The organism is Variovorax sp. 20P10.2.4, from assembly GCF_058244205.1.
Genome location: NZ_JBZAYE010000569.1, coordinates 1 through 4,721, shown reverse-complemented (window position 1 = coordinate 4,721; position 4,721 = coordinate 1). Strand labels below are relative to the sequence as shown.

Genomic DNA, 4,721 nt, shown 5'->3' with positions numbered 1-4,721 from the left:
CGAGCTGTGGCTCGCGCTGACCATGGCCGACAGCCGGCTGCTGGTGGAACCGGCGCTGCTGCGCGACGGCGACCAGACCATCCGCCAGGCCTACCGCGCGATGGACGCGCATGCGCCGTCGTTCGACACCGAGGCCTACATGCGCGCGCTGGCCGCGCGCACCGGGCTGATGCGCGACTGGGCTCTGTTCCTGCAGCGCCATCCGCTGCTGCTGATGCCGGTGTCGTGGCGCCATCCGTTCCCGGTCGATGCCGACCAGCGCGGCGCGGACGCGATGCGTGACTTGCTCGATGCGCAGAGCCCGCTGCTGGCGACCGCGATCCTGGGCCTGCCGGGGCTGTCGGTGCCGATGGGGCTGCGCCAGGGCCTGCCCACGGGCGTGCAGCTCGTGAGCGATCGCTTCCGCGAGGACCTGTGCCTGGCGGCGGCCGAGGTGCTCGAGGCCGAGGCCGGGCCGGTGATGCCCATCGACCCGGCCTGAGCCTCCCGCTCAGCGCTTGCTGAAGATCTCGCGCGCCGCCTCGACGGTGGCCGCGATGTCCGCGTCGCTGTGCGCGGCGCTCACGAAGCCGGCTTCGTAGAGCGCGGGCGCGATGTACACGCCACGCTCGAGCAGGCCGTGGAACAGCGCGTTGAACTGCGCGTTGTCGGTGGTCATCACCTTGGCGTAGTTCTGCGGCAGTTCGTTCATCAGGAAGAAGCCGAACATGCCGCCCTCGCTGTCGGCGCTGAAGGGCTGGCCCTCGGCGGCGGCCGCGGCCTTCAGGCCGTCGACCAGCGCGCGGGTCTTGCGGCCCAGTGCCTCGTAGAAGCCGGGCTTGGCGATCTCCTTGAGCGTGGCCAGGCCGCAGGCCGTGGCCACCGGGTTGCCCGAGAGCGTGCCGGCCTGGTAGACCGGGCCCAGCGGCGCGAGCTGTTCCATGATGGCGCGCGGCCCGCCGAAGGCCGCCAGCGGCATGCCGCCGCCGATGACCTTGCCGAGCACCGTGAGGTCGGGCTGGATGCCCAGCACGCCCTGCGCGCCGTGCAGGCCGACGCGAAAGCCCGTCATCACCTCGTCGAAGATCAGCAGGGCGCCGTGCTGCGTGCACAGCGCGCGGCAGCGCTGCGCGAACTCGGGCGTGGCGCGCACGAAGTTCATGTTGCCGGCGATGGCCTCGATCATCAGGCAGGCGATGTCGCTGCCGTGCAGCGCGAAGGCCTCCTCGAGCTGCTCCAGGTTGTTGTATTCGAGCACCAGCGTGTGCTGCACCACCTCGCTCGGCACGCCGGCCGAGGTCGGGTTGCCGAAGGTGGCGAGGCCCGAGCCGGCCTTGACCAGCAGCGCGTCGGCGTGGCCGTGGTAGCAGCCCTCGAACTTGATGATGGTCTTGCGGCCGGTGGCGCCGCGCGCCAGCCGCAGCGCGCTCATCGCGGCCTCGGTGCCCGAGCTCACGAGGCGCACCATCTCCATCGAGGGCACCAGCGCGAGGATGGCCTCGGCCAGCTCGATTTCGCGCTCGGTCGGTGCGCCGTACGAGAAGCCCTCGAGCACGGCCTTCTGCACCGCCTCGACCACCGCCGGATGGCCGTGGCCCAGGATCATCGGGCCCCAGGAGCCGATGTAGTCGATGTAGCGCTTGTCGTTGGCGTCCCAGAAGTAGGCGCCTTCGGCGCGCTGGATGAAGCGGGGCGTGCCGCCGACGGCCTTGAAGGCGCGCACGGGCGAGTTCACGCCGCCGGGAATCACGGCGCGGGCGCGCTCGAAGAGGATGTCGTTGCGATCGGAATTGGGCATCTGGAACGGGGAAAGTGGAATCAGTGGCGGGTGTCGTGGGGCGGCAGGGCGAAGTCGGGCACGTCGTCGCCGGGCTCGCCATCGTCCTCCTCGGGCTCGGGTTCGGCCCAGAACAGGCGGTCGGGCAGCACGTGGCCCATGCCGGGGCGAAAGCCCGCGTCGAGGCAGCGGTCCATGTAGGCCAGCGCCTCGGTGGTGGCGGCCACCAGGTCGGTGCCGCTGGCCAGCAGCGCGGCCAGCGCGGCCGACAGCGTGTCGCCGGCGCCCGAGAACACGGCCTCGAGGCGCTCGTACTTCTCGCTGGTCAGCACCGACTGCGGCGAGGCCAGCACGTTGTCGATGAACTGGTCGGGCAGCACCAGGCCGGTGACCAGGGTGTAGGGCACGCCGAACTCGCCGGCCGCCATCGCGATGTCGCGCGCGCCGGGTGGGCGCTCGCCGCTCCAGTCGGGCAGTAGCCAGCGCCACAGCGTGCTGTGGTTGCCGACCAGCACCGTGGTCTGGGGCAGCACCAGGTCGCGGAAGGCGTCGAGGTAGGCGTCGATCTCGTTCTCGTCCCACCACGAGAGGTTGGGCATGTACGCCACCACCGGCACCTCGGGGTAGTCGGCGGCGGTCTCGGCGATGGTGCTCAGCGCCTCGGGCGTGCCCGCGAAGCCGACCTTGATCAGCTGCACCTCGACGTCCTCGAGGATGGCGCGGGTCTGCTCGGCGATGGCCTCCTCGTCGAACGCGAAGTGGTCGAAGATCTCGGCCGTGTCGCGCGCGTAGGCGCCGGTCACCACCGGCAGCATGTGGGCGCCCACCGATCCCATGGCCAGCCCGTCGCCGGCCAGGCCGCCGGCGCCGCTCGGGTCGCTGGCATTGAACACCAGGACGCAAGGGGGATTCAGGTCCTGATCCGCCAATGCATCGTCGTCGGGCAGCGGATCGTTAAGATCGCCCGGTTTGTCAACGCTGTCTGCTGGATGTAAGTGGAAGGTCATACGCCGGGCGGAATCCGCTGGATGGTGGCATGGGCGCGACGTTTACACGGCGCCAGTGAGATACGCATAGATACACTCGTTGCATTTAATGAACAAGGACTTTAAGCTCCGATGAATACGAAAACTTGGATGTGCCTGATTTGTGGGTGGATCTATGACGAAGCTGTAGGTGTACCGGAGGACGGGATTGCGGCAGGCACGGCCTGGGCCGACGTCCCGATGAACTGGACCTGTCCCGAGTGCGGTGCGCGCAAGGAAGACTTCGAAATGGTTGAAATCTGAAAAGCATGGCATAGAGCTACGCGATCTGCGCCGGTGTACGGCGCGGCGGGCATCCAAGTCTCATGAGCAGGAGCTTTTGCAATGGGCCCGAATGGATCAGGTTACAAGGTGCTGGTCATCGACGACAGCAACACCATCCGGCGCAGTGCCGAGATTTTTCTGAAGCAGGGTGGTCACGAGGTTCTCCTCGCCGAAGACGGCTTCGACGCGCTTTCCAAGGTTAACGACCACAAGCCGCACCTGATTTTCTGCGACATCCTGATGCCGCGGCTGGACGGCTACCAGACGTGCGCCATCATCAAGCGCAACGCTCATTTCTCCAAGGTCCCGGTCGTGATGCTGTCGTCGAAGGACGGCGTGTTCGACAAGGCGCGCGGCCGCATGGTCGGCTCGCAAGACTACCTGACCAAGCCATTCACCAAAGACCAGCTGCTGCAGGCCGTGCAGCAGTTCGGCAACGTTTCACAGGAAGTGCAGTAAATGCCCATTCGAAAAATCCTCGTCGTCGACGACTCCAAGACTGAATTGGTGTTCCTGTCCGACCTGCTCCACAAGAACGGCTTCGCCGTGAAGACCGCCGAGAACGCCGAGGACGCCATGCGCCGCCTCGAGGAAGACCAGCCCGACCTGATCCTGATGGACGTGGTGATGCCGGGCCAGAACGGCTTCCAGCTCACGCGCGCGATCGCCCGCGATCCGCAGTACGCCGCGATCCCGATCATCCTGTGCACGAGCAAGAACCAGGAAACCGACCGCGTCTGGGGCATGCGCCAGGGCGCGCGCGACTACATCGTGAAGCCGGTGAACGCGCAGGAGCTGATGTCGAAGATCAGCGCGCTGAACTGAGCGCGGATCTGCCGAGTCCATGGCGAATCGCGACGCACTGAGAGCCTTCCAGTCCCGGCTGGCGAGCCGCCTGCAGGCCGCGCGCACCACCGGCGTGGCCGCGACCTGGCTCGCGGTCGAGGCGGGCGAGGGCAAGTACCTGTTCCCGCTCGGCCATGCCGGCGAAATCTTTCCCTGGACGCCACCGCAGCCCGTGCCCTACACGGCGCCGTGGTTCCTCGGCGTGGCCAATCTGCGCGGCGGCCTCTACGGCGTGGTGCAGCTGTCGGCCTTCGCCAGCGGCGCGCCCAGCGGTCCGGCCGCCAGCGAAGCGGCCCGCATCCAGTCGCGGCTGGTCGCGCTCAACGAGCTGCTCGACGTCAACTGCGCGCTGCTGGTCGACCGGCTGGCAGGGTTGCGCGGCGTCGAGGCCTTCGCGGCCTCCGAGCCCCCGGGCGCCGATGCGCCGCCCTGGGCCGGGCACCTCTACATCGACGCCGCCGGCGAACGCTGGCAGGAAGTCAACCTGCAGGCGCTGTCGCAGCAGCCCCAGTTTCTGAGTATCGGCGCCTAGCTGTCACAGGCGCCTCTGCACCCGACCACCACCTGAAGGACCGACCGTGAGCTCGATCGCCGACAAGTTCAAGAAATTACTGCCCGCCAGCGGCAACGACAAGGCCCGCGTCGATGGTTCGGGTTCGCTCGCGATCGACAACGTCGACACGGTGCAGGTCCCCGACGAGAAAACCGTGCGCATCGCGCGCGCGCCGGGCGACGGTTCGTTCGGCGGCGCGCCGGCCGCCGGCTCGTTCAGCGAAGGCGGTGCACTGGTCGATGGCGGCGAGGCCGCC

Annotated in this window: 8 protein-coding genes; 6 read left to right on the top strand and 2 right to left on the bottom strand. The window is 68.2% G+C overall.

Features of this window, described 5'->3' with window-relative positions:
• The coding region (locus tag AC27VN_RS33185) for an amidase family protein (RefSeq protein ID WP_490879317.1) at nucleotides 1-481 on the top strand (481 nt) is incomplete at its 5' end.
• A 9-nt stretch (nucleotides 482-490) separates the two neighbouring features.
• Here the strand turns inward: AC27VN_RS33185 and hemL are convergent.
• Together hemL and thiD are read right to left on the bottom strand one after the other, a co-directional pair.
• The gene (gene hemL / locus AC27VN_RS33180) at nucleotides 491-1,777 is read right to left on the bottom strand and encodes a glutamate-1-semialdehyde 2,1-aminomutase (protein WP_490879316.1); all 1,287 of its coding nucleotides are present in this window, start codon (nucleotides 1,775-1,777) and stop codon (nucleotides 491-493) included.
• 20 nt (nucleotides 1,778-1,797) lie between these two features.
• Nucleotides 1,798-2,763, bottom strand: a complete 966-nt coding sequence (thiD, locus tag AC27VN_RS33175; protein WP_093347915.1) for a bifunctional hydroxymethylpyrimidine kinase/phosphomethylpyrimidine kinase — start codon at nucleotides 2,761-2,763, stop codon at nucleotides 1,798-1,800.
• 111 nt (nucleotides 2,764-2,874) lie between these two features.
• Between thiD and AC27VN_RS33170 the strand changes: the two genes are divergently transcribed.
• The 5 genes from AC27VN_RS33170 to AC27VN_RS33150 form a co-directional block, all read left to right on the top strand.
• A complete protein-coding gene (locus tag AC27VN_RS33170) occupies nucleotides 2,875-3,045 on the top strand; it encodes a rubredoxin (RefSeq protein ID WP_007838397.1) in 171 nt (56 codons plus the stop codon).
• 81 nt (nucleotides 3,046-3,126) lie between these two features.
• Nucleotides 3,127-3,525, top strand: coding sequence for a response regulator (locus AC27VN_RS33165; RefSeq protein WP_057590817.1), 399 nt, complete (start codon nucleotides 3,127-3,129; stop codon nucleotides 3,523-3,525).
• Nucleotides 3,526-3,891 carry a response regulator gene (locus tag AC27VN_RS33160; RefSeq protein WP_057590818.1) on the top strand — a complete coding sequence of 122 codons (366 nt, stop codon included), beginning with the start codon at nucleotides 3,526-3,528 and terminating at the stop codon, nucleotides 3,889-3,891.
• Nucleotides 3,892-3,910: 19 nt separating this feature from the next.
• On the top strand, nucleotides 3,911-4,444 hold the full coding sequence (locus tag AC27VN_RS33155) for a chemotaxis protein CheW (RefSeq protein WP_093347913.1): 534 nt from the start codon (nucleotides 3,911-3,913) through the stop codon (nucleotides 4,442-4,444).
• A gap of 46 nt (nucleotides 4,445-4,490) precedes the next feature.
• A partial coding sequence (locus AC27VN_RS33150; RefSeq protein ID WP_490879315.1) for a hypothetical protein occupies nucleotides 4,491-4,721 on the top strand: 231 nt, incomplete at its 3' end.